19 protein-coding genes are annotated in these 21,205 nt (G+C 66.3%); 8 read left to right on the top strand and 11 right to left on the bottom strand.

Annotated features, from left to right (window positions below; genetic code table 11):
- Positions 1–199: 199 nt before the first annotated feature.
- The 6 genes from CFE50_RS04970 to CFE50_RS04995 form a co-directional block, all read right to left on the bottom strand.
- Positions 200–1,690: an FRG domain-containing protein gene (locus CFE50_RS04970; RefSeq protein ID WP_286731739.1), complete on the bottom strand. Its 1,491-nt coding sequence runs from the start codon at positions 1,688–1,690 to the stop codon at positions 200–202.
- Positions 1,691–2,420: 730 nt separating this feature from the next.
- On the bottom strand, positions 2,421–3,485 hold the full coding sequence (locus tag CFE50_RS04975; RefSeq protein ID WP_286731742.1) for a 2,3-butanediol dehydrogenase: 1,065 nt from the start codon (positions 3,483–3,485) through the stop codon (positions 2,421–2,423).
- 12 nt (positions 3,486–3,497) lie between these two features.
- Entirely contained in the window at positions 3,498–4,619 is a 1,122-nt protein-coding gene (locus CFE50_RS04980) for an acetoin dehydrogenase dihydrolipoyllysine-residue acetyltransferase subunit (RefSeq protein WP_286731744.1), read from the bottom strand.
- The gene (locus tag CFE50_RS04985) at positions 4,616–5,635 is read right to left on the bottom strand and encodes an alpha-ketoacid dehydrogenase subunit beta (protein ID WP_286731747.1); all 1,020 of its coding nucleotides are present in this window, start codon (positions 5,633–5,635) and stop codon (positions 4,616–4,618) included. The genes CFE50_RS04980 and CFE50_RS04985 overlap by 4 nt, the downstream gene beginning before the upstream one ends.
- Positions 5,636–5,660: 25 nt before the next feature.
- The gene (locus CFE50_RS04990; protein ID WP_231355111.1) at positions 5,661–6,638 is read right to left on the bottom strand and encodes a thiamine pyrophosphate-dependent dehydrogenase E1 component subunit alpha; all 978 of its coding nucleotides are present in this window, start codon (positions 6,636–6,638) and stop codon (positions 5,661–5,663) included.
- A 1-nt stretch (position 6,639) separates the two neighbouring features.
- Positions 6,640–7,689 (bottom strand): ATP-NAD kinase family protein, encoded by a 1,050-nt coding sequence (locus CFE50_RS04995; RefSeq protein ID WP_241809745.1) that lies wholly within the window; start codon positions 7,687–7,689, stop codon positions 6,640–6,642.
- Positions 7,690–8,053: 364 nt separating this feature from the next.
- Here CFE50_RS04995 and CFE50_RS05000 point away from each other — a divergent pair, with 364 nt between their 5' ends.
- Positions 8,054–9,937, top strand: a complete 1,884-nt coding sequence (locus tag CFE50_RS05000; RefSeq protein WP_286731754.1) for a sigma-54-dependent Fis family transcriptional regulator — start codon at positions 8,054–8,056, stop codon at positions 9,935–9,937.
- A 171-nt stretch (positions 9,938–10,108) separates the two neighbouring features.
- Entirely contained in the window at positions 10,109–11,080 is a 972-nt protein-coding gene (locus CFE50_RS05005) for an SDR family NAD(P)-dependent oxidoreductase (RefSeq protein WP_286731757.1), read from the top strand.
- Positions 11,081–11,096: 16 nt separating this feature from the next.
- Here CFE50_RS05005 and CFE50_RS05010 read toward each other — a convergent pair whose 3' ends face one another.
- On the bottom strand, positions 11,097–11,549 hold the full coding sequence (locus CFE50_RS05010) for a type 1 periplasmic-binding domain-containing protein (RefSeq protein WP_241809847.1): 453 nt from the start codon (positions 11,547–11,549) through the stop codon (positions 11,097–11,099).
- A 211-nt stretch (positions 11,550–11,760) separates the two neighbouring features.
- Here CFE50_RS05010 and CFE50_RS05015 point away from each other — a divergent pair, with 211 nt between their 5' ends.
- On the top strand, positions 11,761–12,042 hold the full coding sequence (locus tag CFE50_RS05015) for a hypothetical protein (protein WP_042133866.1): 282 nt from the start codon (positions 11,761–11,763) through the stop codon (positions 12,040–12,042).
- A 9-nt stretch (positions 12,043–12,051) separates the two neighbouring features.
- Here CFE50_RS05015 and CFE50_RS05020 read toward each other — a convergent pair whose 3' ends face one another.
- From CFE50_RS05020 to CFE50_RS05030, 3 genes are read right to left on the bottom strand one after another with little or no spacing between them, the layout of a single operon-like run.
- Positions 12,052–12,366, bottom strand: coding sequence for an AtuA-related protein (locus tag CFE50_RS05020; protein WP_241809846.1), 315 nt, complete (start codon positions 12,364–12,366; stop codon positions 12,052–12,054).
- Positions 12,363–13,715, bottom strand: a complete 1,353-nt coding sequence (locus CFE50_RS05025) for an acyclic terpene utilization AtuA family protein (protein ID WP_241809845.1) — start codon at positions 13,713–13,715, stop codon at positions 12,363–12,365. Before CFE50_RS05025 ends, CFE50_RS05020 begins: the two co-directional genes overlap by 4 nt.
- Positions 13,716–15,026 (bottom strand): CitMHS family transporter, encoded by a 1,311-nt coding sequence (locus CFE50_RS05030; protein WP_093251558.1) that lies wholly within the window; start codon positions 15,024–15,026, stop codon positions 13,716–13,718.
- 128 nt (positions 15,027–15,154) lie between these two features.
- Between CFE50_RS05030 and CFE50_RS05035 the strand changes: the two genes are divergently transcribed.
- Positions 15,155–16,036: a LysR family transcriptional regulator gene (locus CFE50_RS05035; protein WP_286731768.1), complete on the top strand. Its 882-nt coding sequence runs from the start codon at positions 15,155–15,157 to the stop codon at positions 16,034–16,036.
- On the opposite strand, the gene CFE50_RS05040 is transcribed toward CFE50_RS05035, so the two are convergent.
- Positions 16,033–16,944 carry a LysR substrate-binding domain-containing protein gene (locus CFE50_RS05040; protein ID WP_241809843.1) on the bottom strand — a complete coding sequence of 304 codons (912 nt, stop codon included), beginning with the start codon at positions 16,942–16,944 and terminating at the stop codon, positions 16,033–16,035. The two genes, CFE50_RS05035 and CFE50_RS05040, sit on opposite strands and share 4 nt — an antisense overlap.
- Before the next feature lie 194 nt (positions 16,945–17,138).
- On the opposite strand from CFE50_RS05040, the gene CFE50_RS05045 reads away from it, so the two are divergent.
- From CFE50_RS05045 to CFE50_RS05060, 4 genes are all read left to right on the top strand, one after another.
- Positions 17,139–17,888 carry an SDR family NAD(P)-dependent oxidoreductase gene (locus tag CFE50_RS05045; protein ID WP_145248634.1) on the top strand — a complete coding sequence of 250 codons (750 nt, stop codon included), beginning with the start codon at positions 17,139–17,141 and terminating at the stop codon, positions 17,886–17,888.
- A 77-nt stretch (positions 17,889–17,965) separates the two neighbouring features.
- Positions 17,966–19,264 (top strand): MFS transporter, encoded by a 1,299-nt coding sequence (locus CFE50_RS05050; RefSeq protein ID WP_241809842.1) that lies wholly within the window; start codon positions 17,966–17,968, stop codon positions 19,262–19,264.
- A 14-nt stretch (positions 19,265–19,278) separates the two neighbouring features.
- Entirely contained in the window at positions 19,279–20,127 is an 849-nt protein-coding gene (locus tag CFE50_RS05055) for a transketolase (protein WP_286731772.1), read from the top strand.
- On the top strand, positions 20,127–21,122 hold the full coding sequence (locus CFE50_RS05060) for a transketolase family protein (RefSeq protein WP_286731774.1): 996 nt from the start codon (positions 20,127–20,129) through the stop codon (positions 21,120–21,122). Before CFE50_RS05055 ends, CFE50_RS05060 begins: the two co-directional genes overlap by 1 nt.
- The last annotated feature ends 83 nt before the right edge of the window (positions 21,123–21,205 follow it).

A 21,205-nucleotide genomic window follows, 5' to 3' on the forward strand; every position in this document is an offset into this window, starting at 1 on the left:
GAATTTGTAATGGCCGTATGATAAATGACTAATAGAATGACTATTTGATTTTATGGTTTGCTGTCTGTAGCTATGCAGTGAAGGACTGCTGGTCTTAAAGTTTCTGTTCGCGCTCTGGTGTGTGGCAGGTGCTATTGCTTGCTTTAATCGGCAATAGCATTTGCCACTTTTGTGTCATGCTTTGCTGGGGGTGGCTCTATTATGGAAGGCCGAAGACGTCCAAATTGGCGGGGTTGTAAAGAACTAACGGGCGCTTCATTGCAAGCTGTGATGGAATTATTTCGCGGGCGAATATGCTTTTAAGTTGTGTGAAGTCGAACATTAGGCGAGGATCATGCGTCTGGTGAAATGCCTCAGTTATTGATTTCGCTAATTCAGGGCTTTTAAGGTTGGAAATCCACTCTGGATCCAAAGCTTTAAATAGCTTGCTACCGGAGCAGTAGGCTCTAGAGTAAGAGGCGCCAGGATAGCCAAATTCTATATGTACGGCGTCCGAAACCCAGGATCGGAATGCTTGATCGACCATGTGCCCATTTAGTGAGCGACAGTCCGGTATACCGCATAGGACGATTAAGGCAGAAAAAGAAAAAGCAATATCTTCGTTTGTGTAAGGAAGATTCCGCATGCCATTCCATGCATCGCATATAGATGACTTAAATAGCGAATGATCGACGTTCTTCGGTATCTCAGTAAAATTCCAGTCGATCGCTTGGTGCCTAAGTGCTGGCTGGGAGTTTAATGCACTTTTGATTGAGTGGATTATCTGGTCCGCAGCACTCGGCGCTGCAGGTCCACTACGTAGAGGTAGAGTGATTTGGCGGCCTACGGTCGAATGAAAATCCTCGATTGGATTTGTATGCCATTCTTTTAATATCTGGTTGTCCCAAAGTTTAGAGGTCTTTGGAGGTAGTTTAAATGAGTTGCTTTCATGGGTCTCTGCTTTCTCAATCTGAAAGTAATGAAAAAGGTTTTTTCCTCCTTTGGTCATATTGCGTATCGCTGCCTCGCCCTCGAAGAGTCGCTCGTTGAAAAAATACATGTCGAGTAGCTGCTCTAACGGACTCTTGTGATTTGGGTATATCTGTTCGCGCGGCGGGAACGCGGGCATGCCAGTCCAAGGAAAAACGATCCTGTCCATATCATAAAGGCGATACCATGGATGATTCGCGAACAAAAAGTGGCCGTGCTGAGATTGCAACCTCCAAAGGTTGTTTACTTTGATTGTTAACGGTTCGGCCTTAAATGGTTCGCCTTCACTTGGAAAAGGTATGGATTTATAGAATGCTTCTAGGTCTTCGGTATTAAGACAGTAGATAACCGATTTTCCAAACTCTTCAGGTGGAGTTTGAGTGTCAGATGCAAAGAATCCAGCAATGGAGGGCTCGGTAGTAAAATCAATATATGCGGTAGGGAACCCGTAATGCTGAAGTACAGCGAACAATGAATCGACATGTTGTTCTTGTGCCAAATAGGCGAGAGGAGGCTGGCCTTCTACCCACTTTAAAAATCGGCTTAGTTTGGCGTCAAGGTGCTGCTTTGCATCAATACTCGAGCCAAGTTTTCGCTCAAGTGAAGAACATGGCTCCCAGTCTCGAAGCTGTCCTCGGAACCAGTTGTAACGACCTTCTTTTTTTAAGCGTTCAGCGAGTGAAACTGCTTCTTCAACGTTTGTTGCTTCAAATTTTTCCATACTTTATTTCATTTGTATTTTTAATTTAGAGGCTGATGTCGTTCTTTTGAAGATTTTGCACGGTCTTTATTTCAGTATTGCTGATGTGATGTGTTATCTTCGGTTTTCATTGCTTTGCAGGTAATAGGGTTTGGTTTTAAGGCGAATTGGGGTCGAAGTGATGTTTGGGTGTTGCTTTGTACGGCTATGCTGGATCTCATTTTCATTAATAATTTGGTACTGCGTTTTTAAGAAAGAAAGTTGTGGTGTAATTCATGTTGTTGGTGTGAAAAGAATAGCATTTTAATACTTGGTATATAGTCTCTGTGTCGGTACTGAAGGGAATTCTTTAGCCGCTATCACGTGAGTGGCTACTGGTTTTGACGTTATTTTATTAGGTGAAAGAGGTGCGGCCACTAATGGTTGGTGTATAGTCAGTGTTATTTGCGAAAGTTGGGTTTGCTTGGAAGCCTTAGAAGTGGAATGGCTATTCGGTTCGCCAGATAGCCCAGTCATCAGCTTACCAGATAGAAATCCATTTTCTCCAGCCCGCTGAGGTACATCGAAAGGTAACGGTCAATGTCTGAGGGCGCATTGGATTTTTGCTTTAAATTGAGAGCGTAAGCCAGTTGAATTATTTAGGTAACGGCCTTGCAAGGAACTCATCGCAATGACCGATTTTATTTAGACGGCTTCGGTAAGGTAGCGAAAAGCCCCACGTGGCGGCCCCCGCCGACCGCGTGGGCAAGCCCTACAGCTCGATCAGGATCTTCAACTGGGTCCCGGCCTTGTCCAGCAAGGCTTCGAAGCCCTGTTTCACCACGTCGTCCAGGGCGATATGGCGGGTCACCACCTTTTCCGCCGGCAGCTGGCCACTGGCGATCAGGGCCGCCACCTGGGGCCACATCAGCGTCGAGTAGCACCAGGAGCCGCGCAGGTCGACGTCCTTGTAGGTCAGGGTGAAGCCGTCCAGTGCCGGCGGCTTGCCCTGCATCCCCACCTGCACCACCACGCCCTGGCGGCGGACCGCCTCCAGGCACAGCCCCAGCGGTGCCTCGGCGCCGACGCATTCGAAGGCCACATCTACTCCCACTCCACCGGCGGTGTGGGCGCGCACCTCGCGCGGCACATCGGTGCTGCCGGGATTGAGGGTGATGAGGCCGTCCACCAGGCGCCGGGCCATCTCCAGGCGATTGTCGTTGAGATCCACCAGAAAGATCCGGGTGGCCCCGGCGGCGCGCGCGGCCATGACCTGCAACTGGCCGATGGGCCCGGCGCCGGCCACCAGCACGCTGTCGCCGGGTTTCACCCCGCCCCGGTGGGTGGCGTAGACGGTTACCGCCGTGGGTTCGATCAAGGCCGCGTGCGCGGTGCTGAGGTCGTCCGGCATGGGGATGGCGTTGTAGTCCTCCACCAGGGAGTACTCGGCCATGCCGCCCCAGGGATGGGACAGGCCGATGATCGCCAGCTGTTCGCTGAGCTGGTACTGGCCGCGGCGGCCATAGTAGTCGTCCCGCGGTGAAACCATGGGCTGGATGGAGACCCGGTCACCGGGCTTCACCGCGGTCACCTGGCTGCCCACGGCCTCCACCACGCCGGAATACTCATGGCCGAGGATCTGTGGCACTTGGCCGCCGGTGTAGCTGTGCGGCGCGGTGGGAATGAAGATGGGGCCGCCCAGGTATTCGTGCAGGTCGGTGCCGCAGATGCCACAGAACTGGTTCCTGACCAGCACCTGGGTGGGGCCCGGCGCGCCGGGTGGCGGGACGTCTTCCACCCGGATGTCGCGGGCGGCATGGAAACGGGCTGCTTTCATGATGGGACTCCTCTAGCGTTCGCAGCGGGGTAGGAAGGCCTGGATCAGGGCATTGACCCGGTCGGCGGCTTCCATCTGCACCATGTGGCCCTGGCCCTCCAGGACCTCGACCTGGACGGCCGCGGGCAGGCCATCGGCATGCTGGACCGGAATGATGGCGTCGGCCTTGCCCCAGATCAGCAGCGCGGGCATCTCGCCGCCCAGTACCTGGCGCAACACCTGGGCCTGCTGGCCGTTGGGGAAGAGGTTGCCTGCCAGCTGGTGCAGCGCCTGGTCCACGCCTTCCAGGCGCTTGTACTTGAGCAGGTCTTCCAGCAGCGGCCGCGTTACCAGTCCCGGATCGCTGAACAGTAGACTGACCGGGCCCTTGAGTTGGTTGCGGCTGGTAGCGGCGACGAAGCCTTGCAGATAGTCACCGTTGATCTCCGCACCCAGTCCGGCACTGCCGATCAGCACCAGGCCGGCGATCCGCTGGGGCGCCACCTGCGCCAGCTGCAGGGCCACGGCGCCGCCCATGGAATGGCCGACCAGCACGGCGCGGGGGATGTCCAGGTGATCGAGCAGCGCCAGCACCGCGGCGCCCAGCTCGGCGAGGTCGCCCGTGGCCAGCGTCTTGCCGGACTGGCCATGGCCGGGCAGGTCCAGGGCGATCACCCGGCGCTCGGCGGCCAGCGCCTCGTGGTTGAACAGCCAGTTGTCCAGATCGCCAGAGAAGCCGTGGATCAGCACCACGGGCAGGCCACCTTCACCGCGCTCCAGGTAGCGCAGCGGCCGGCCGTCGAGTTCGATGCGCTGGGCCTGGGGACCGGCCTCGGCGGCGTCTTCGGCACCGGGCACGAAGTCTTCCTGGAAGCGGGTGACTACGGCGTCGATCTCTTCGTCGCTGGCCTCGCCTTCCACCACGATGGCCAGCAGGGCGCCCACCGCCAGGGTCTCGTCCTCGCGGGCCAGGCAACGGCGCAGGGTGCCGGAGAAGGGCGCCTCGACGCTGCTACTGATCTTGTCGGTCTCGACGTCGAGCACCTCGTCGCCCTTGGCGATGGGGTCGCCTTCGGCCTTGAGCCAGGCGTTGACCCGGCCCTCGGTCATGGACAGCCCCCACTTGGGCATGGTCAGGGTATGGATCTGGCTCATGCGGCCTGCCTCCCTTGGGTGATCTTGACCACGGCGCGCTCGATCTTGGCCGCGTCGGGGATGTAGAGGTCTTCCAGGGCATCGGAGAAGGGCACCGGGGTGTGCGGCGCGGTCACCAGCTGCACCGGGGCGCGCAGGTCGTCGAAGGCCTGTTCGGCGAGCAGGGCGGCGATGTCGGTGGCCACCGAACAGCGCGGATTGGCTTCGTCGATGACCACCGCGCGACCGGTCTTTTCCACGCTTTCCAGGATGCTGTCGCTATCCAGCGGGCTGGTGGTGCGCAGGTCGAGCACCTCGCAGGAGATGCCCTGGCGCGCCAGGTTGGCGGCGGCCTCCATGGCCAGGTGCACCATGCGGCCATAGGTGATGAGGCTGACGTCGTCGCCCTCGCGCAGGAAGCTGGCCTCGCCGAAGGGGATGGCGTAGGACTCCTCCGGCACCTCGCCCTGCATGCCGTAGAGCAGCTTGTGCTCGCAGAAGATCACCGGGTCGTTGTCGCGGATGGCCTGGATCAGCAGCCCCTTGGCGTCGTAGGGGGTGGCCGGGCAGACCACCTTGAGCCCGGGGATGTGGGTCCACCAGGACGTCAGCATCTGCGAATGCTGGGCCGCGGCCCGCAGGCCCGCGCCGACCATGGTGCGCAGGACCAGGGGAGTGACCGCCTTGCCGCCGAACATGTAGCGGAATTTGGCCGCCTGGTTGAGGATCTGGTCCAGGCAGCAGCCGGCGAAGTCGACGAACATCAGTTCGCACACCGGCCGGGTGCCGCGGGCGGCAGCGCCCACCGCCGCGCCGACGTAGCCGATCTCCGACAGCGGGGTGTCCAGCACCCGCCCGGGAAACTTGTGGTAGAGGCCCTTGGTGACTCCGAGCACGCCGCCCCAGGCGTCCTGTTCGCCGGGCGCGCCGGCGCCGCCGGCGTTGTCCTCGCCCATGAGGAAGACGGTGGGATCGCGGCGCATTTCCTGTTCCAGGGCTTCGTTGATGGCTTGCTGGTAGCTGATCTTTCTGGCCATGGTGGCGCTCCTTGTTGTTTTCCGATCAGGCGTAGGTGACGTAGACGTCGGTGAGCAGGTCTTCCGGGCCGGGCTTGGGATCGGCCTTGGCCTTGCGCACGGCGTCCTCGATGAGCTGTTCCACCTCCTGGTCGATGCTGTCGAGCAGGGCGGGTTGCAACTGGCCGGAGCGCGTCACCCGCTCGCGGAACTGCATCAGGCAGTCGCGCTGCTCGCGGGCCTGCTTGACCTCGTTGGGATCGCGATAGGTCTGGGCGTCGCCCTCGAAGTGGCCGAAGTAGCGGGTGAACTTCACCTCGATCAGCGAGGGGCCTTCGCCGGCCCGGGCGCGGGCCACGGCGGCCGCGGCGGCTTCGTGGACGGCGAAGAAGTCGAAGCCGTCCACCGTCACCCCGGGCATGCCGAAGCCGGCGGCGCGGTCGGCGATGTGGTCGCAGGCCACCGACCAGTTGGAGGCGGTGGCCTCGGCGTAGCCGTTGTTCTCGGCGACGAAGATGCAGGGGAGATTCCACACCGAGGCCAGGTTCATGGCCTCGAACACCGCGCCCTCGTTGGAGCCGCCGTCGCCGAAGAAGGCCACGGCCACGGCGTCGCTGCCCTTTAGCTTGGCCGCCAGGGCGGCACCGGCGGCCAGGGGTGCCCCGGCGCCGACGATGCCATTGGCGCCGAGCATGCCTTTTTCCAGGTCGGCGATGTGCATGGAGCCGCCCTTGCCCTGGCAGACCCCGGTCTTCTTGCCGTAGATCTCGGCCATCATGCCGTAGACGTCCACGCCCTTGGCGATGCAGTGGCCGTGGCCGCGGTGGGTGGAGGCGATGCTGTCCTCGTGGCCCAGGTGAGCCATGACGCCGGCGGCCGAGGCTTCCTCACCGGCATAGAGGTGGACGAAGCCAGGAATCTCACCGGTGGCGAATTCGACGTGCAGCCGCTCCTCGAAGGCGCGGATGGTGCGCATCACCCGGTAGGCATGGCTCAGATTTTCGACGCTGGGGTTCTCGCTCATCTTATTGTTCTCCAGGATTGCCAAGGGCCGACGCGGGCCGGCGGCGGACCAGCAGGCGCTGCTGCGCCGCCAGCTCCAGCACCCGCTCCACGTCGATGCTCAGGGGGCCGTCGAGGTCCAGCGTCACCTGGGGACGCGCCTCGGGACCGAATTCGATTTCCCGCTCGCCATCCAGCGCCAGGGTGCCGGCAGCCAGCGCCAGGCTGCGTGGCTCGCCCGGCAAGAGCAGGCCGCTGGCGGCGATGCCGGCCTGAGCCAGCACGCCGGGGGCGAGGGGGACGGTCAGTTGCGCCGGTGCGTCCGGCTCCAGCCGCATCCAGCCGCCATGGGGGGCGCTGCGCGCGACCGGATGCCAGAGGCCGCACAGCGCCGATAGGCCGATGGCCCAGGGCTCGGCGAAGGTGGTGAAGACCTCGGCCAGGTCCTCCACCTGGGTCACTGCCCGGGCGCCGAGATAGGCCTGGCGACAGACCGCTACGTCCACTAGCGCCCAATCGCAGATGCCGCGCTCGGGCACCTCGACGCGCAGCCGCTTGTTACGCCGTAGCGCCAGGGCCGGATCGACCCGGCCGCTGGCCACCAGGCCGCCGGCCAGCCCGGCGCTGGTGGCCTCGCGCAATTCCGGAAAGGCATTGTTGGTGCCGGTGGACAGGGTCAGGAGCGGCAGGTCACCCACCTCGGCGGCCACCGCCTTGTGGGTGCCGTCGCCGCCGAGCACGGCGATCACCGCCGCGCCCTGGGCCAGCAACAGCCGTGCGGCGCGACGGGTGTCGTCCACCGTCTGGGTCAGCGGCAGGTCTAGAAAGGTGAGTTCCGGCCAGCGCTGCTCGCGGGCCTGGCGACTGCCACTGGCCTTGAGCACGGCGGCGGCGATGCCGGTCATGTCCGGCGGCAAGAGCACCCGCTCCACCCCGGTGGCACCAAAGGCCGCCAGCAGGCGCATCACCACCCCGGCCTTGTCGGTGCTGGAGGTGAGGGCGGCATTGCCGGTCAGGCGCCGCAGGTCGCGCCCCGAGGCGGGGTTGGGCAGGATGCCGACGGTTATGGGCATGGCTGACCTCCGCGGCCTGGGTCATCGGTCAGGGCAGCCGTGCGGCGATGCCGGGGTGCGCTCATGGGTCTGGCCCTCTTGTCGTTGTCTTGGGAGCGTCGCAGAGCCCTGAGCAAGGCGGGTGCCAGGTTGCTGCAGTTTCGCTACAGGCCAGGCTGGGTGCGGCTTTGCGGGGGATGGCCAGGTCCGGCGGGAGGGCCGTGCCGCGCCGGGGCGTCTCAGGGTTGCGACGGCGGGGCGAGACGCTGAGACGATACGTCTCAGGGCGCGGCGGACTTGAAGGCCGGGGCCGGGGGGCGCTAAATGAAGGGCAGAACAATGACCGGCCTTCCATGCCATGACCGGAATTCAGGGAGAGACGCCCATGTTGTCTACCCAGGCCCGCTATCACGCCCGCGCCATCGACCAGGCCCTGCGTGCGCCCTTGCGCTCGGCCAGTCCGCCCGGGCGCATCCTCGATTCCTGGCGTCGTTCCTTCGAGCAGTATCAGCTCGACCCGGGCAGCCTGCGCGGTCCGCGCATCCTCTCGCGCTACGAATTGCGCCAGCACCAGCAGGCGGCGGAAGACTTTCTGCGCGTGGCCGACGGCGAACTGGGCGCCCTGCATGCGCGGGTCGAGGCGGCCGACTACTGCGTGCTGCTGGCCGACGCCCAGGGCCATACCCTGGACTACCGGGTCAGCGATCGGCTGGACGACGAATGCCGCCGCGCCGGGCTCTACCTGGGCACCTGTTGGTCCGAGCAGGAGGAGGGCACCTGCGGGGTGGCCGCGGTGCTCACCGACCGGGCGCCGGTCACGGTGCACAAGGCCGATCATTTCCGCGTGGCCTTTACCGGCCTTACCTGCACCGCTGCGCCGGTGTTCGCGCCGAGCGGCGAGTTGCTCGGGGTGCTGGACGTCTCGGCGCCGCGCTCGCCGGACGACCGCCGCAGCCAGCTGCTGATCCAGCAATTCACCCGCGACAGCGCCCAGCGCATCGAGAATGCCTACTTCATGCACAGCGCCCGGGGCGACTGGGTGCTCTGCGGCCATGCGCAGGCCAGCTATCTCGACACCCAGCCGGAATTGCTGCTGGCCTGGGATCAGAGCGGACGCCTGACCGGGCTGAATCGCCCGGCCCGGCAACTCTGCCTCGCTCAGCTGGGCTATCTGCCGCAGCGTCTGGACGAGCTGTTCGGTCGCGATGCCCCGGCGCGGTTGCAGGAGGACCATGGCGAACCCCTGCGTTTGGGCGAAGCACATTTCCACGCCCGGGTACGGGCGCCGCGGCAGCGTCTTGGGGTGGTGATCCCGCTGGTCCGCGAGCTGCGTGCGGCGGACCCCGAGGAGGAGCCGCGGATCAGTCAGGCCCTCGCGACCGCCCTGCGGCTCTATCGCCATGGCCTGCCGATCCTGGTGACCGGCGAGACCGGCACCGGCAAGGAGGTCTTCGCCCGCGGCCTGCACCAGGGCGGTGATCGCAGCGGGCGGCCCTTCGTCGCCCTCAATTGCGCGGCGCTGCCGGAAAGCCTGATCGAGAGCGAATTGTTCGGCCATGCCGCGGGGGCCTTTACCGGCGCCCAGCGCCAGGGTCGCGATGGGCTGATCGTGGCGGCCGATGGCGGCACCCTGTTTCTCGACGAGATCGGCGACATGCCCCTGGCGCTGCAGACCCGGCTGCTGCGGGTGCTGGCCGAGGGAGAGGTGCTGCCAGTGGGCAGCGCCCAGGCGCGGCGGGTCGATGTGCGGCTGGTCTGCGCTACCCACCGCGACCTCCAGGCGCAGGTCGCCGCCGGGCTGTTTCGCGAAGACCTGCTCTATCGCCTCAATGGCGCCGTGTTCCAGCTGCCGCCGCTACGCACGCGTGCCGACCGGCTGGCGCTGGCGCGGCGGCTGCTCGACGAGGAATGCGGCGAGCGTCCCGCGCCGGAGCTGGCGCCCCAGGTGCAGGAAGCCATCCTGGCCCATGACTGGCCGGGCAACGTACGCGAATTGCGCAATGCGCTGCGCTACGCCTGCGCCCTGTGCGACGGCGCGCTCATCAGCCTCGATCACCTACCGGCCAGTCTGCGGCCCGGCGGCGCGCCGGCCATCGAGCCGCCACCCGAGGTCGACAGTCCCGAGCGACGGGCGATCCTGGCGGCCCTGGTGCGGCACCGCTGGAAGGCCATCCCGACCGCCCGGGCGCTGGGGATGTCCCGGGCCACCCTCTATCGCCGGCTCAAGTTGCACGGCATCGCCATGCCCCATCGCCAGTCCGAGGACTGAGGCGTTCCGCCGAACGGTCATGGTCAGCGTGGGCTGCCCTGGCACGGTAGTTACCGCAGACAACCGAAACGGCCGGCGCCGGCAGGCCCGGCCCCGGTCGTCTCGCTGCGGGACGTCAGCGCGGTCCTACTGGAGTCACACCTCAGACACAGACCCTGAGGAAGCCCCCTGATGCGTACCCTACCGCTGTTGCTTGCCCTGCCTGCCGCCCTGGCTCTGCTGAATCGCACCTCGTCCCGCCGTTCGCCGCGGATCGATCGCCAGCAGCTGAACGGCCGGACCATCGTTGTCACCGGCGCCTCAAGTGGCGTCGGCCGCGGCGTGGCCCTGGCGCTGGCTCGGCACGGTGCTAACCTGGTGCTGGCGGCGCGGCGGACCGAGGCGCTGGAAGCCCTGGCGGTGGAGGTCCAGGCCTTAGGCGTGGCCGCCCTGGCAGTGCCCACTGACGTGGCCGACGTGGCGCAGATGACCGCCCTGGCCGAGCAGGCCGAGCAGCGCTTCGGCCGCATCGACGGCTGGATCAACAATGCCGGCGTGGTCGCGGTCGGGCGTTTCGAAGAGGTGCCCCTGGAAGACCACCTGCGCCTGCTGGATACCAATGTGAAGGGTGTGGTGATAGGTACCCACCTGGCCCTGCAGCGTTTCCGCCGCCAGGGCTACGGCCGGCTGGTCAACGTGGCCTCGGTGGACGGCGAGATTCCCCACGCCTACCAGGCGTCCTATTCGGCATCCAAGGCCGCGGTGCTCAGTCTCGGCCGGGTGCTGCAGCAGGAATTGCGCCGTGGCCGCCAGCCGAACATCCAGTTGTCGACGGTGCTGCCCTGGGCGCTGGATACGCCAATCTGGGGCCATGCCGCCACCTATACCGGACACCGCGCCGACCTGCCCACCAAGGATTCGCCGGACAAGGCGGTGCAGGCCATCGTCGGCGCGCTGCTGCAGCCGCAAAAGGAGATCACCGTGGGCTACAAGGCCAAGCTGGCCTACTGGGGGCATCGCCTGGCGCCGGAACTTAACGAGCGCTTCACCGCTGCCGCGGTCCAGCGCGCCGAGATCGACTGGAATCCGGCCAAGGCCGCCACCTCGGGCAATCTGCAGCAGCCCGATCAGGCGGGACGGACGATCCGGGGTTCGAATTTCTAAGGCATGGACGTCCCAGCTAGTGCCAAGACGCGCTATCTGCCCCGGTACGCACTTCGGGACCGGTGATGGTCAGCGAGGGTAGCGCGCCAGGGTATAGGGCGGTCTGGAGTGTCTGGGCCAGGATGGCCCGGGTGCAGAGCAGGGCGGTCGGAGCAGCGCCTTGCAGGCGGATGGCGAGCTCGGGCCAGCACAGGATGGCTGCCGGATCGAGCTCCAGGCAGGGCAGCAGGGGCAACCCCTCCGCCAGCATGATCTGACTGTGAGCCTGCAAGTCGGCGATTGGCGGCTCCCCGGCGGTGACCAGCAGGATTCGCCGATGCCCGAGCACGATCAGCCGCTGGGTGGCCAGCGCGATGCACTGGCCGTGCGCCTCGGCGGAGCGGCAGTGGTCAAGGTCGTTAGCCAGCGCCAGCCTTTGCGATGGCGTGGCGAAAGGATCGAGCGGACGGATGGCGGGACGAGTATCCATGGATGTGCCTCTGCCACGGCGTGGTGGTCAAGAGGTCCAGCGTGCCGGTAGTGGATGGCAGCTTCGTGACAGCCTCGCATCCGTTGACGCCCCCGTGCCCAAGTGAACGGAGGGCATTTCCCGTCGGCGGACAGGTCCCGAGTAGAGGCCTTGCGTTCTCCACCGAGGCGGCTAGCCTGAACAGGGTGACGTTCCTCCGGGAGCCCTGCTGATGGACAGGTTGCATGAACGCTTGGCCCAACTCGATCCGCCCGTGCGCCACGAGCTGGAGCGGCGTAGCGACGGCTTGCTGATCACCCTCATCGAGGCCGATCACAATGTGCGGGTGTCGCGCCTGCTGAAAGCGGACGACATGCGTGAGGTGGAACAGGTCAATCTGATCCTGCTGCACGCCATCAACGAACTCAGACGCAAGGGTGCCCAGGTGCCCCTCGACAAGGATACCGTTCTGCTGACGCGGCTGCCCTGCGCGGGGGTCGGTACTCCGGGTTGAGCGGCGTTTCTAGTCCTCCAGCTCCAGATCCAGCAGCGCCGCACCCAGGCCCTTGCCGTGGGCGTCCAGCGCCAGCGAACGGGTGACGCCGCCGCGCAGGGCGCCCGGCAGCACGAAATTCAGCGCGCCCAGGGCCGGCAATTCGTAGCGGCGCACCGGCGCGGCGGCGGTCGGGCGGCTGTCGGCGAACCAGTCGGCGACCCGTTCCGCGGTAAGCGCCTGGCGCAGGCGCTCGAAGTCTTCGCGGCGATAGGCGATCACCGCCATGTTAGAAATGTCCCCCTTGTCGCCGGTACGGACGTGGGCGATCTCGCGCAGTTTCATGGCAGCGTCTCCAGCTCCAGGGTAGAAGTGACGGCCGTACGCGGCCACAGCAGCGAGGCCACGGCGATGACCTCACGGACCGCCTTGGTGGCGCCGCCACCGCCAGCCGGGCCATTGGTGTACAGGGTTTCCACCTCGTTGCCGATCTGCACCGCCGCCGCCCGGCTGGCGCAGCGGCCGACGACGCGCAGCCGCACCTCCCAGGGTTCGCCGCTGGCCCGGGCCGCTAAGGTGGCGCCGTGCAGGGCGTCGCAGCCGATCAGTTCGCAGCGCAGCTCTTCCACCGGTACGCCACAGAGTCGCAGACGCTCGCGCACCACCTCAGCGGCCAGCCTGGCTCGGCCCACGGCGCCCGGGCCGGCGTAGGAGATCTGGCCTTCGCCATGCCAGCCGTCGCGATAACCCACCGAGACCTTGAGCTGCTCGGGGCGCGGCTTGCCCCGGGCCCCGCTGACCGCGACCCGGTCGGGCGCGGACTGCTCCAGGGCGACGCCGGAAAAGTCGGCGGTGACGTCCGGGGTCAGGTAGGCCGCCGGGTCGTGGACCTCGTAAAGCAGTTGTTCGGTGCAGGTCGCCGGGGTCACGCAACCGCCGGAGCCGGCGACCTTGGTAAGGGTCGCCTGGCCGTCGGCGTCGACCTCGGCCAGGGGAAAGCCCAGGCGCGCGAGGTCGGGGACGTCCTTGTAGCCGGGATCGGCGAAGTAGCCGCCGGTGACCTGGCCGGCGCATTCCAGCAGATGGCCGACCAGGGTGCCGCGTCCGCGACGCTCCCAGTCATCTACCGCCCAGCCGAATTCATGCACCAGCGGCGCCAGGAACAGCGAGGGATCGGCCACTCGCCCGGTGACGATGACATCGGCGTCCGCCTGCAGGGCCTGGACGATGCCTTCCACCCCCAGGTAGGCGTTGGCCGAGATCAGGCGGTCACCCAGTTCGGCCAGGGTCTGGCCGTTGTCCAGCCGGGCGTCGGCGGGCAACTGGGCCAGCACGTCGTCGCCGGCCACGGCAGCGATCTTTAGCCCGCCTATGCCCAGCTCCCGCGCCAGGGCCGCGACCTTGCGCGCCGCGGCGGCGGGATGGGCGGCGCCCATGTTGGTGACGACCCGCAGGCGCGGTCGCCCGGCCTGGCGCAACAGCGGCAGGATGCGGCGCATCCGTGCCTCCAGCAGCGGATCGAAACCCGCCTCGGGATCGGCCAGCCGCGCCTGTTGCGCCAGGGCGATGGTGCGTTCGGCCAGGCATTCGAAGACCAGGTAGTCGAGCCGGCCGTGCTCGGCCAGCTCCACGGCGGGTTCGATGCGATCGCCGGAGTAGCCGGCGCCGCAGCCGATGCGAAGAAGACGGCTCATCTAGAAGACTCCCAGGAGCAGGGCGGTCAGGGTCATCAGCACCGAGGCCGCGAACAGGAAGGGGATGGTGAAGCGCTGGTGATCGGCCAGGTCCAGTTTGCACAGGCCCACCAGCAAAAAGGTCGCCGGGGTCAGGGGGCTGACCGGGAAACCGGTGGTGTGCACCCCGAGCAGCGAGGCCTGGGCCACCTGCACCGGATCGACCCCCAGGTTGCGGCCGACCTCGGCGATCACCGGCATGACGCCGAAGTAGAAGGAATCCGGGTCGAACAGCAGGCTCAGCGGCATGGACAGAAAGCCCACCACCGCCGGGATCAGCTGGCCATGCCCGGCCGGGATACCGGCCACCGCCACCTGGGCCATGGCCTTGAGCATGCCGCTGCCCTGCATGATGCCGGTGAAGACGCCGGCGGCGAACAGGATGCTGGCCATGGTCAGGGCGGTCTTGGCGTGGGCGTCGATGCGCGCCTTCTGGGCGTCCACCGAGGGGTAGTTCAGGCACAGCGCGGCCACGGTGCCAAGCATGAACATCACCACCGGATCGACCCAGCCGGCGATCATCACGCCCATCACCACCAGGGTCAGCAGCAGGTTGATCCAGAAGCGCTCTGGGCGACGCAGGGCGCGCTCGGCCTCGCTGAGCACCCGCTCCGGCGCGGCGCCGGCGCCACCGCCGGCCAGCCAGGGCGCCTGGCCGGCCAGGGTCAGGCGCTTCTCTTCGCGCCGCCCAAGCCACCAGGCACTGGCGAAGACGAAGGCCAGGCCGACCAGCTGCACCGGGATCAGCGGCTGGAAGAGGTCGGCCACCGGCACGTGGAGGGCAGCGGAGGAGCGCAGCACCGGCCCGGTCCAGGGCAGGAAGTTGACCCCGGCGGCCATGGCCGCCACGCAGGCGAGGATGCGCCGGTCCAGCCCCAGGCGGGTATAGAGCGGCAGCATGGCGGGAATGGTCACCAGGAAGGTCACCGCGCCGGAGCCGTCCAGGTGCACCAGCAGGGCGAGCAGGGCGCTGCCGCAGACGATGCGCGTCGGCCGGGTGCCGACGGTGCGCAGGATGCGGTCGATGATGGGATCGAGCATCCCGGCGTCGGTCATGATGCCGAAGAACAGGATGGCGAAGACGAACATGCCGATCACCGGGGCGACACCCTTGATGCCGGCGATGATGAAGGCGCTGGTGCCCAGGCCGAAGCCACCGATCAGGGCCGCGGCGATGGGGATGACGATCAGGGCGACCAGGGGCGAGACGCGTTTGCTCATGACCGCGACGAGCAACGCGAGAATGGTGACGACACCGAGCAGGGCGAGCATGGCGGACTCCTTGGACCGTGGCGCGGCGGGCGGGCGCACGGGAGGTTTTGTTGTTGTGGGTCCAGTATTCGAAGACGTCCGAGGTCCTGTAAATTGGAATCTTCCGAAGCAGCGTTCAGAAAAACAAAATGAAGAATCTGCTCCAGCACGTGCAGGCCTTTCTCGCCGTGGCCCGTCAGGGCTCTTTCGCCCGCGCCGCGGAGGAATTGCACCTGTCACCCCCGGCGCTCACCGTACAGATCCAGCAACTCGAAGCCTGGCTGGAGGTGCAGTTGCTGGAGCGCACCCCGCGGCGGGTCCAGCTGACCACCGCCGGGGAAGAGCTGCGCGGCCCCCTGGAGCGCATCCTGGTGGACCTGGGCGATGTCCAGACTCACGCCCGGGACCTGGCCGGTCTGCGCCGCGGGCGGATCACCCTGGCGGCCTTGCCGTCGTTTTTCATGGGGCCCTTTCCCGAATTGCTGAAGACCTTCCAGGCGCGTCATCCGGCCATCGAGGTTCGCCTGCAGGACGTGGTGGCCGGGCGGGTCGAGGCGCTGGTCAGGGAAGGGCAGGTGGACCTGGGCATCGGCGTTCGCCCGCGGGCCGTGGGCCTGGACTTCCAGCCGCTCTACGTCGATCACCTGCAGCTGTTCGTCCCCCGCGACCATCCCTGGGCGAGCCGTGCCGAGATCACCCTGGCCGAACTCGACGCCGTGCCCCTGCTGCTCACGGGTCGTGACAGCAGCGTGCGCGAGTGCCTGGACTTCGCCTTCGCCGCCGCCGGCCTGCGCCTGGTGGCAGCCCTGGAGGCCAACTACATGAGCACCCTGCTGGCGCTGGTGGCGGCCGGGCAGGGCCTGGCCCTGCTGCCGGAATCGGCGGGCGGCGAAGCCCCGGTGGTGGCCCTGCCGGTCCGCGGCGAGAGCCTGGCCCGGCCGCTGGGCATCCTCACGCCCACCGGCCGCAGCCTCACCCCGGCGGCCCAGGCCTTCGTCGCCTTGCTCCAGGAGCGGCTACAGGCCGGCTAGTACTCGAAGGGCTGCCCCAGCTCCTGTTGCAGCCAGTCGAGAAAGCGCCGCACCCGGGCGTAGCGCGAGTGCGCCCGGGGAAACACCAGGTGGTGAGCGGCCACCGGCAGGTCGTCATCCTGGGGCAGTACCCGTACCAGATCCCCCCGGGCCAGATAGTCCGCCGCCAGCACCGTGCTCTCCAGGGCGAAGCCCAGCCCGTGGCGGGCGGCTTCCAGGGTCATGTAGGAGCGATCGAAACTCAGGGTGTAGGGGCGTTCCGGCAGCGCCAGGCCCTGCTGGGCGAACCAGTTGGGCCACTTCATCAGGGTGGCCTCGGACAGGATCAGCTCGCTGTGCAGCAGATCCGCTGGCGAGTGGACCGGGCGTTTTTCCAGCAACTGCGGCGCGGCCAGGACCGCCAGGCGTTCGCGCTGCAGGGTGCGGATCTCCAGGTTCGGCCAGCTGGGCAGGCCGTGGCGGATGTCGATGTCGACCTTGTCGCGGCTGAAATGCAGGGATTCGTAGGAGCAGGAGAGGTTGATCTGCAGGTCGGGATGACTCTGGCGGAACTGTTCCAGCCGTGGCATCAGCCAGAGCAGGCCGAAGCTCGGTGCCGAATGCAGGCGCAGGCATTCCAGGCCGGCATCGCTGGCCGCGCGATCCGTGGCCATGGCCAGCCGGTGCAGCACCTCGCTGACCTCTTCCAGGTATTGCTCCCCGGCCGGGGTCAGGGTCATGCCGCGCGCACCGCGGACGAAGAGGGCGCGTCCCACCAGGGCCTCCAGCTTGGCCAGCTGATGGCTGACCGCCGAGGGCGTCAGCGCCAGCTGCTCGGCGGCGCGGGCGACGTTGGCGAAGCGGGCGGTCTGCTCGAAGGCTTGAAGGGCTTTCAGGGGTGGCAGGGAAAGCGTCTTGCCGGAATCCATGGGGCGCGGCTCCTGTGGCCAGTTCGAGGCTGATTGTCGAGAGACCTGGCCCGGCTGCCAAGCCACAGGCATGAATTTTATTCAGCACGGTCTGACGCAGGCTGCGTTGCTGGAGCCCTGGGGCAGGGGCACTCTGGCCCTCAGCGACAGCCCTCCACAACAACAAGAAGGATAGCGTCATGCCCCTGCATTCCCTGCTGCTGCAAGACAAGATCGCCCTCGTAACCGGCGCCGCCTCCGCCCGCGGCATCGGTCGAGCCACGGCCCAGGCCTTCGCCGCCCAGGGCGCGCGGGTCATCATCCTCGACCTCGATGCCAGCGCGGCGCGGGATGCCGCCGCCAGCCTCGGCGAGGGCCACCTGGGCCTGGCGGCCAACGTGGCCGACGAAGCCCAGGTCAGGGCCGCGGTCGACCAGGCACTCGCCCAGTACGGTCGCCTCGACGTGCTGGTCAACAATGCCGGCATCACCCAGCCGGTGAAGACCCTGGAGATCGGCCGCGCCGACTACGACCGTATCCTCGACGTCAACCTGCGCGGCACCTTGCTGATGTCCCAGGCGGTGATCCCGGCCATGCGCGAGCAGGGCGGTGGCAGCATCGTCTGCCTGTCCTCGGTGTCCGCCCAGCGCGGCGGCGGCATCTTCGGCGGTCCCCACTACAGCGCCGCCAAGGCCGGGGTGCTGGGCCTGACCAGGGCCATGGCGCGGGAATTCGGGCCGGACGGCATCCGCGTGAATGCCCTGACCCCCGGTCTGATCCAGACCGATATCACCGGCGGGCTGATGCACGACGAGCGCCGCCAGTCGATCATCGACGGCATCCCCCTGGGTCGTCTCGGCGAGCCCAGGGACGTGGCCAATGCCGCGCTGTTCCTGGCCAGCGATCTCTCCGGCTACCTGACCGGCGTCACCCTGGACGTCAACGGCGGCATGCTGATTCACTGATCGCCCCCTCGTTTTCAACGCTCTGCATCGACAAGGGCGCCGCGCCTGCGGCGTCCATAACAACAAGAGATCAGACCATGACTACGCTCACCCTGGCAGCGGCCACCTCGGCGCGCGCCAATGCCTATCGCAAGACCGCCTGGCGGCTGATGCCCTTCCTGATGCTGTGCTACTTCTGCGCCTATCTGGACCGGGTCAACGTCGGCTTCGCCAAGCTGCAGATGATGAACGACCTGGCGCTGAGCGAAGCCGTCTACGGCCTCGGCGCCGGCATGTTCTTCCTCGGCTACTTCCTCTGCGAGGTGCCCAGCAACATCATCCTGCACAAGGTCGGCGCCCGCCGCTGGATCGCCCGCATCATGATCACCTGGGGCATCCTTTCCGGGATGTTCGCCTTCGTCGAGACGGCCTGGCAGTTCTATCTGCTGCGCTTCCTGCTCGGCGTCGCCGAGGCCGGCCTGGCGCCGGGCCTGCTGCTCTATCTCACCTATTGGTTTCCTTCCTACCGCCGCGCCCGCATGACGGTGCTCTGGTTCGTCGCCATTCCGCTGTCGGGCATGATCGGCGGGCCGCTGTCCGGCTGGATCATGAATCAGTTCGCCGGCGTCCACGGCTGGGCCGGCTGGCAGTGGATGTTCGTCATCGAAGCCATTCCCACGGTGGTGGTGGGGCTGATGGTGCTCGGCTATCTCAAGGACGGCGTGCACCAGGCGACCTGGCTCGACGACGAGGAAAAGGCGCTGATCCAGAAGGAACTGGCCGAGGACAACCAGCACAAGACCGAGCACGCCAGCGTGCGCGACTTCATCCGTGATCGCCGGCTGTGGCTGCTGGCCGGCATCTACTTCTGCGTGGTCATGGGCCAGTACGCCATCACCTTCTGGCTGCCGACCCTGGTGCGCAATTCGGGGGTCGCCGATCCGCTGCACATCGGCCTGCTCACCAGCCTGCCCTACATGTGCGCTATCGTCGCCATGCTGCTCGCCGGACGCAGCGGCGACCGGCACCGCGAGCGTCGCTGGCACCTGGTGATTCCCATGCTGCTGGGCGCCTGCGGCCTCAGCCTCGCCGCGGTCTTCGGCCACAACGTCACCCTGTCGATCCTCAGCCTGTGCCTGGCCGCGGCCGGCATCCTTTCCGCGTCCTCGCTGTTCTGGATGCTGCCCACCACCTTGCTGGGCGGAGTCACCGCCGCCGCCGGCATCGCCGCGGTGAACAGCTTCGCCAACCTGGCCGGCTTCTGTTCGCCCTATCTGATCGGCTGGATCACCACCAGCACCGGCTCCAGCGCCATCGGCATGTTCCTCATCACCGGGGTGCTGGTGATCGGCGCCACGCTGGTCCTGCGCATTCCCGCCGCCCTGGTCAATCGCTAATCGAGGTACAGATCATGACCGCTTCTTCGCCACAGCTCGCAACGCTCTCCCTGGCCGAGCGCGCCCACAACATCCGCCGCCATGCCCTGCGCATGGGTCAGATCCAGGGGCAGGGTTATGTCGGCCAGGCCCTAGGTGTCGCCGACGTCCTGGCGGTCGCCTATTTCCATGCCCTGAGCTACCAGCCCCAGGAGCCCGAGTGGGAAGGGCGCGACCGCTTCTACCTGTCCATCGGCCACTACGCCATCGCCCTCTATGCCGCGCTGATCGAGGCCGGGATCGTGCCGCAGGAAGAGCTGGAGACCTATGGCTGCGACGACAGCCGCCTGCCCATGTCGGGCATGGCCGCCTACACCCCCGGCATGGAGATCACCGGCGGTTCCCTCGGCCAGGGCCTGGGCATCGCCGTGGGCGCCTGCCTCGGCCTCAAGCGCAAGCAGTCGAAATCCTTCGTCTACAACCTGCTCTCCGATGGCGAACTCAACGAAGGCGCCACCTGGGAAGCGGCCATGTCGGCTTCCCACTGGCAACTGGACAATCTCATCGCCCTGGTGGACGTGAACAACCAGCAGGCCGACGGCCACTGCCGCGAGATCCTCGCCTTCGAGCCCCTGGCCGAGCGCTGGCAGGCCTTCGGCTGGTTCGTCCAGCGCGTCGATGGCAACGACCGCGCGGCGCTGGTCGCCGCCTTCGACCGGGTTCGCCAGCACCCGGGCGCGCAGCCCCGGATCATTCTCTGCGATACCCGCATGGGCAAGGGCGTGCCCTTCCTGGAAACCCGCGACAAGACTCACTTCATCCGCGTCGAGGCGCACGAATGGGCCCTGGCCCTCGACGCCCTGGATGCCGGGAGGGACTTCTGATGACTACCACCGCCACCAAGCCACGCCTGACCACCTCGGCGATGATCGCTAGCATCGCCGCCGAGGGCCAGCCGACCCGACCGGCTCCCTTCGGCCACGCCCTGGCGGCCCTGGCCGAGCAGCGCCAGGACATCGTCGGCCTCACCGCGGACCTCGCCAAGTACACCGACCTGCACATCTTCGCCAAGGCCCATCCCGAGCGCTTCTACCAGATGGGCATGGCCGAGCAGTTGCTGATGAGCGCCGCCGCCGGCATGGCGCGCGAAGGCTGCGTACCCTTCTCCACCACCTATGCGGTGTTCGCCTCGCGACGCGCCTACGACTTCATCTGCATGGCCATCGCCGAGGAGAATCTCAACGTCAAGATCGTCTGCGGCCTGCCCGGGCTGACCACCGGCTACGGCCCCAGCCACCAGGCCACCGACGACCTGGCGATCTTTCGCGCCATGCCCAACCTCATGGTGATCGACCCCTGCGACGCCCTGGAGATCGAGCAGGCGGTGCCGGCCATCGCCGCCCACCAGGGGCCGGTCTACATGCGCCTGCTGCGCGGCAACGTACCCCTGGTGCTGGATCGCTACGACTACCGCTTCCAGCTCGGCAAGGCCCAGGTGGTGCGCCCCGGGCGCGACGTGCTGGTGGTGTCCACCGGCCTGATGACCATGCGCGCCCTGGAAGCCGCCGAGGCCCTGGCCGCGGATGGCGTGGACGTCTCGGTGCTGCACGTACCGACCATCAAGCCACTGGACGAAGCGACCCTCCTGGCGGAAGCCCGCAAGCCGGGGCGGCTGGTGGTGGCGGCGGAAAATCATTCGCTGATCGGCGGCCTGGGGGAGGCGGTGGCGACCACCCTGCTGCGCAACGGGGTGACGCCCACCTTCCGCCAGATCGCCTTGCCCGACGCCTTCCTCGACGCCGGGGCGCTGCCGACCCTGCACGACCGCTACGGCATCTCCACCACGGCGGTCTGCCAGCAGATCAAGGGTTGGTTGTAGGGCCGAAAGAGGGCGCCTGGTTCCCTCGGGATTGCACCGAGGGAGCCAGGCGCCGCCAGGGCGATTCGAAGACTCGACGCCGC

This window comes from Pseudomonas sp. PGPPP4, from assembly GCF_002256045.1.
Taxonomy (GTDB): domain Bacteria; phylum Pseudomonadota; class Gammaproteobacteria; order Pseudomonadales; family Pseudomonadaceae; genus Chryseomonas; species Chryseomonas oryzihabitans.

What these genes read in the sequence shown, in the direction of transcription:
- CFE50_RS04970 (WP_286731739.1), bottom strand. Translation starts at nt 1,690, where the DNA reads ATGGAAAAATTTGAAGCAACAAACGTTGAAGAAGCAGTTTCACTCGCT.
- CFE50_RS04975 (WP_286731742.1), bottom strand. Translation starts at nt 3,485, where the DNA reads ATGAAAGCAGCCCGTTTCCATGCCGCCCGCGACATCCGGGTGGAAGAC.
- CFE50_RS04980 (WP_286731744.1), bottom strand. Translation starts at nt 4,619, where the DNA reads ATGAGCCAGATCCATACCCTGACCATGCCCAAGTGGGGGCTGTCCATG.
- CFE50_RS04985 (WP_286731747.1), bottom strand. Translation starts at nt 5,635, where the DNA reads ATGGCCAGAAAGATCAGCTACCAGCAAGCCATCAACGAAGCCCTGGAA.
- CFE50_RS04990 (WP_231355111.1), bottom strand. Translation starts at nt 6,638, where the DNA reads ATGAGCGAGAACCCCAGCGTCGAAAATCTGAGCCATGCCTACCGGGTG.
- CFE50_RS04995 (WP_241809745.1), bottom strand. Translation starts at nt 7,689, where the DNA reads ATGCCCATAACCGTCGGCATCCTGCCCAACCCCGCCTCGGGGCGCGAC.
- CFE50_RS05000 (WP_286731754.1), top strand. Translation starts at nt 8,054, where the DNA reads ATGTTGTCTACCCAGGCCCGCTATCACGCCCGCGCCATCGACCAGGCC.
- CFE50_RS05005 (WP_286731757.1), top strand. Translation starts at nt 10,109, where the DNA reads ATGCGTACCCTACCGCTGTTGCTTGCCCTGCCTGCCGCCCTGGCTCTG.
- CFE50_RS05010 (WP_241809847.1), bottom strand. Translation starts at nt 11,549, where the DNA reads ATGGATACTCGTCCCGCCATCCGTCCGCTCGATCCTTTCGCCACGCCA.
- CFE50_RS05015 (WP_042133866.1), top strand. Translation starts at nt 11,761, where the DNA reads ATGGACAGGTTGCATGAACGCTTGGCCCAACTCGATCCGCCCGTGCGC.
- CFE50_RS05020 (WP_241809846.1), bottom strand. Translation starts at nt 12,366, where the DNA reads ATGAAACTGCGCGAGATCGCCCACGTCCGTACCGGCGACAAGGGGGAC.
- CFE50_RS05025 (WP_241809845.1), bottom strand. Translation starts at nt 13,715, where the DNA reads ATGAGCCGTCTTCTTCGCATCGGCTGCGGCGCCGGCTACTCCGGCGAT.
- CFE50_RS05030 (WP_093251558.1), bottom strand. Translation starts at nt 15,026, where the DNA reads ATGCTCGCCCTGCTCGGTGTCGTCACCATTCTCGCGTTGCTCGTCGCG.
- CFE50_RS05035 (WP_286731768.1), top strand. Translation starts at nt 15,155, where the DNA reads ATGAAGAATCTGCTCCAGCACGTGCAGGCCTTTCTCGCCGTGGCCCGT.
- CFE50_RS05040 (WP_241809843.1), bottom strand. Translation starts at nt 16,944, where the DNA reads ATGGATTCCGGCAAGACGCTTTCCCTGCCACCCCTGAAAGCCCTTCAA.
- CFE50_RS05050 (WP_241809842.1), top strand. Translation starts at nt 17,966, where the DNA reads ATGACTACGCTCACCCTGGCAGCGGCCACCTCGGCGCGCGCCAATGCC.
- CFE50_RS05055 (WP_286731772.1), top strand. Translation starts at nt 19,279, where the DNA reads ATGACCGCTTCTTCGCCACAGCTCGCAACGCTCTCCCTGGCCGAGCGC.
- CFE50_RS05060 (WP_286731774.1), top strand. Translation starts at nt 20,127, where the DNA reads ATGACTACCACCGCCACCAAGCCACGCCTGACCACCTCGGCGATGATC.